The following is a 3,861-nucleotide window of genomic DNA, read 5'->3' as shown; positions in this document are numbered from 1 at the left end:
GGGTCAGGAAAAAGTACGACGATCGGTTCGATGCTGAATTACATCAACAGCATCTATCGGAAGCATATTTTGACGCTGGAAGACCCGATCGAATTCATGTTCACCGAAGACAAATGTTTGATCAACCAGCGTGAAATCGGACAAGACGTCAAGGACTTTTCGATCGGGATGAAACACGCGGTACGTGAAGACCCCGACATTATTCTGGTGGGCGAGCTTCGTGACGAAGAGACGTTTATGACGGCGATCCACGCAGCCGAAACCGGGCACTTGGTGTTTGGTACGATTCACGCTGCAAGTGCATCGACGACGATCGGTCGTATTTTGGACTTGTTCCCCGAGGAGATGCATAACGCCATTCGTTCGGCGATCGCGTTTAACATGAAGGGGATCATTTCGCAAAAGCTGCTCAAAAGTATTCGTCCGGGTGTACCTCGGGTTCCCACTGTCGAAGTCATGACGTTCAATCCGATGATTCGCAAACTAGTCCTCGAAGGTCACGACAATAAACTGCCTGATGCGATCCGCATTGGTGCCGAAGACGGCATGCAAGACTTCACCATGAGTTTGAAGCAATTGATCGATGACGAATTGATTGATCGTCCCACTGCGTTTGCCGTCGCGCCGAATAAAGAGTCCTTGAAGATGGCTCTGAAGGGCATCGATGTTAAGGCACCGGGGATTTTGTAAGACTGGCGAACGGTTGGCGGCCGCCGGTGATTTCCCACCAGCTGCACTTTATTGGGACGCCGCTTGCAGTGTCCCTTCGTTTTTTCCGCGAATCCTACGCGGCACTCGACTCTATTAATCACTACCTCTTTTTGACTTCAAACGTTTCTCATGGCTGAACCAGAAGCTCCGATCCAACTTTGGCAAACAGTTGCACCTGTTGAGTTTGTTCCCAAAGTCGCCGATCGCAATGAGGCGCAGGCGCTTCTGATCTCAACTCGGCAAGGATCGGGATATCACATTGCGGGCGGTCAATTGGCGCATGCGATTCGGTCGCGAGCGACGCATCTGTTGATGGATTTCTCTCAGGCGGCTTGCGCGATCCGTTATCAGATCGATGGAAATTGGGAGCAGTTGCCGCCGCTGGATCGCGAGACCGGTGACGCGATGCTGTACGCGCTGAAGCAATTGTGTTTGTTGAATCCGGCGGATCGACGGAGTGCCCAATCTGGCAAATTAGGGCTGAAGGTCGCCAAAGAAAAATTCATGCTGACGCTACAGTCGCAAGGCGTTCCGACGGGCGAACGAGTGTTGGCGCGGATCGAATCGGAAAAGATTCCCTTCGAAAAACTCGCCGATCTCGGCATGCGTGACAAGATGTTTGCCTCGCTTAAGGAAAAACTCGACTCGAGTGGCAACATGGTGTTGGTCACCGCGCCCAAAGGCGAGGGGCTGACAACAACTTGGGTGGTCACGGTCAACGCTGCGGATCGGTTGATTCGAGACTTCCAATCGTTCGAAGAACAATCGCGTCCCGAACCGGACATCATCAACGTGAACCCGAACTTCTACGGAGGTGATACAGGGTTATCGATGAGCGATTTGGTCAGCAAATTGATTTTGCGAGAACCCGATGTGCTGATGTTTCCCGATCTGCCTGATGAAAAGTCGTTGGCGATCGCGGCCCATCATGTCGAAAATACCGAAAAAAGTTTGATGACGCGGATGAATGCGTCTTCGGCGATGGAAGGCTATGTTCAGTTTGTTTCGAAACACAAAGATTCATCCAAAGAGGTGGCCAAGCTAACCAACGCGGTTTTGTGCCAACGATTGGCGCGGCGATTGTGTGACAACTGCAAAGTCGGTTTCGAGCCGCCTCCGCAATTGTTGGCTCAATTGGGGATCCCGCCAGGCCGTGTGGCGCTGTTGTACCAGCCCTTCGTTCCGCCTCCGATCGAACAGCAGGTGGACGAGCAGGGACGGCCTGCGCCGATCACGCCTTGCCATGTTTGCGAAGGACGCGGCTACCTCGGGCGAATTGCGATCTTCGAGCTGCTGGTCCCCGGCGAACAATTGAAATCCGCGGTGCTGAAGACGCGGGATATCGGTCAATTGAACAAGATTGCCAAATCCGAAGGGCATCGGGGCATGCAGGCCGAGGCGGTTTTGACCGTTGCTCGTGGGTTGACCAGCCTCGATGAACTGAAACGCGTATTCGCTAAACGATAAACAAGTTTCTGCGGCGGCTTGGCCAGTAACCCGCTACCCATTGCTTGGCTCTATTTCTGTACTCGCGACAATCCGCCATCGACGCCGATCACTTGGCCGGTAATCCAACTGCTTTCGTCCGAGAGCAGGAAGGTTGCCATCGATGCGCAATCGTTCACGTGGCCAATCCGGCCGAGCGGATAAACCGCCGCCATCGCATCTCGCTTGGCGTCGCTAGAAAGCAATCGTTCGCTCAGCGGAGTGTCGGTCAGCGCCGGTGCGATGCAATTGACTCGAACGTGCGGCGCTAATTCGGCGGCCCAGCAGCGGGCGATCCCTTCGACCGCCCCTTTGGCTGCGGAAACAGATGTGTGCATGGCGAGTCCACGGCCCACCGCCACGGTGCTGAACAAAACCACGCTCGAGGACTCGGCGGCTTTCATCGCCGGCAGCGCCCGCTGCATCACCCGCATCGCCCCGATCACGTTCAGTTCAAAATCCTGGCGCATCGATTCCGCCTTGGTCATCCGCAGCGGCGATAACCCGATCGAACCGACGCAATACGCCATCGCGTCGATTCGATCGGGCAATGCGACGGTGTCGATCGCGTCGGTCGTCACATCGGCGGCATGATGCGTCAAATTCGCCGCGAGTGACGGATCCAAATCGTCCAGTTGTCCGCGGGTGCGGGAGATGACCACAACCGACCCGCCACGGCGAAGCAACCGCTCGGTGATGCCAAAGCCAATGCCGTGGCTGCCGCCGAGGATCAAAAACGTTTTATCGTTCATCTGTCAAACAACAAAAAAAGCAAACAACAAAGAAGGACGTGTGTCCGAATCTGCTTTACTGTAGACCGCTGACAATGTTGGTAAATGTGTTTTGGGTTCTGGTTGCGGTTGCGATCCTCAAACCACGCGGGGCGTCCTGGGGACTGCGGGCCTAATCGTGTAATCGGAGGCTTCTATCTCACTCGTGGGGCACGCGGAGCCCGTTGACTAGTTCGGCCAAGTTTCGTGGGTTTTGCCCGAGGTCTCCCTTACCGACACGCGATTGGCTCGAGGCGTGCATGCGAGTATTCGTACCGCTATCGTCCGGCACTAATTTGACTTCGATATCATCCACAAAACGGAAAAGGGCCGTCGTCCGGGTGATTTTGTACTCAATGGTCCCGTCCGACTCGGTTTTGGATTGGATATCCCAGCGTGATTTGTCCGCGACCCACCGCTGTAGTCGGGAATCCAACATCGCGACCGGATCGGGATAATCGGCTTCGATGGCTGCGGAATTCTCGGCGAAATCGCGACTCCAGTTGTCAATTCGCAACAATGCCGCCACGATAATGAGTACCACGATGGTGATCGCGACTGCCAATGTTCCGAGCATCTTTCGTTTTCCCATTTTTTTAATTGAATACCGAGTCTCTTCGACATGCCTGAAAGCCGTTCCCTATTCGCTGATGCCGAAGAGGATAACCTGAAATTGGCTCAACCGCTCGCCGCTCGCATGCGTCCCAAAACGCTCAGCGAGTTTATCGGACAGCATCAAATCTTGGGCGATGGAAAATTATTGCGGCGAATGATCGACGCGCGGCGACTCGGCTCGATCATTCTTTACGGGCCACCCGGAACCGGCAAGACGACGCTCGCCCATCTGTTGGCCCACGAGACCGGCAGCAAATTGCGGATGGTCAGCGCCGTCACC

5 protein-coding genes are annotated in these 3,861 nt (G+C 54.8%); 3 read left to right on the top strand and 2 right to left on the bottom strand.

Annotation, left to right across the window (positions count from 1 at the left end; translation table 11 throughout):
• Positions 1 to 690, top strand: a 690-nt coding sequence (locus tag RMSM_RS34195; protein ID WP_040771044.1) for a type IV pilus twitching motility protein PilT, incomplete at its 5' end; no start/stop codon positions are given.
• Positions 691 to 840: 150 nt separating this feature from the next.
• Positions 841 to 2,178 carry an ATPase, T2SS/T4P/T4SS family gene (locus tag RMSM_RS34190; RefSeq protein ID WP_008708511.1) on the top strand — a complete coding sequence of 446 codons (1,338 nt, stop codon included), beginning with the start codon at positions 841 to 843 and terminating at the stop codon, positions 2,176 to 2,178.
• A 50-nt stretch (positions 2,179 to 2,228) separates the two neighbouring features.
• Here the strand turns inward: RMSM_RS34190 and RMSM_RS34185 are convergent, their stop codons facing one another.
• Both RMSM_RS34185 and RMSM_RS43245 read right to left on the bottom strand, forming a co-directional pair.
• Positions 2,229 to 2,948 carry an SDR family NAD(P)-dependent oxidoreductase gene (locus RMSM_RS34185; RefSeq protein ID WP_008708509.1) on the bottom strand — a complete coding sequence of 240 codons (720 nt, stop codon included), beginning with the start codon at positions 2,946 to 2,948 and terminating at the stop codon, positions 2,229 to 2,231.
• A 178-nt stretch (positions 2,949 to 3,126) separates the two neighbouring features.
• Positions 3,127 to 3,558 carry a DUF1499 domain-containing protein gene (locus tag RMSM_RS43245; protein WP_008708507.1) on the bottom strand — a complete coding sequence of 144 codons (432 nt, stop codon included), beginning with the start codon at positions 3,556 to 3,558 and terminating at the stop codon, positions 3,127 to 3,129.
• 30 nt (positions 3,559 to 3,588) lie between these two features.
• Here RMSM_RS43245 and RMSM_RS34175 point away from each other — a divergent pair.
• Positions 3,589 to 3,861: AAA family ATPase (locus tag RMSM_RS34175; protein ID WP_008708505.1), on the top strand; the 273-nt coding region annotated here is incomplete at its 3' end.

The sequence above is a fragment of the Rhodopirellula maiorica SM1 genome (assembly GCF_000346295.1).
GTDB lineage: Bacteria > Planctomycetota > Planctomycetia > Pirellulales > Pirellulaceae > Novipirellula > Novipirellula maiorica.
Note: the sequence above shows the minus strand (reverse complement) of the source record. Positions and strands in the feature narration are given on the sequence as shown.

What these genes read in the sequence shown, in the direction of transcription:
- RMSM_RS43245 (WP_008708507.1), bottom strand. Translation starts at nt 3,558, where the DNA reads ATGGGAAAACGAAAGATGCTCGGAACATTGGCAGTCGCGATCACCATC.
- RMSM_RS34190 (WP_008708511.1), top strand. Translation starts at nt 841, where the DNA reads ATGGCTGAACCAGAAGCTCCGATCCAACTTTGGCAAACAGTTGCACCT.
- RMSM_RS34185 (WP_008708509.1), bottom strand. Translation starts at nt 2,948, where the DNA reads ATGAACGATAAAACGTTTTTGATCCTCGGCGGCAGCCACGGCATTGGC.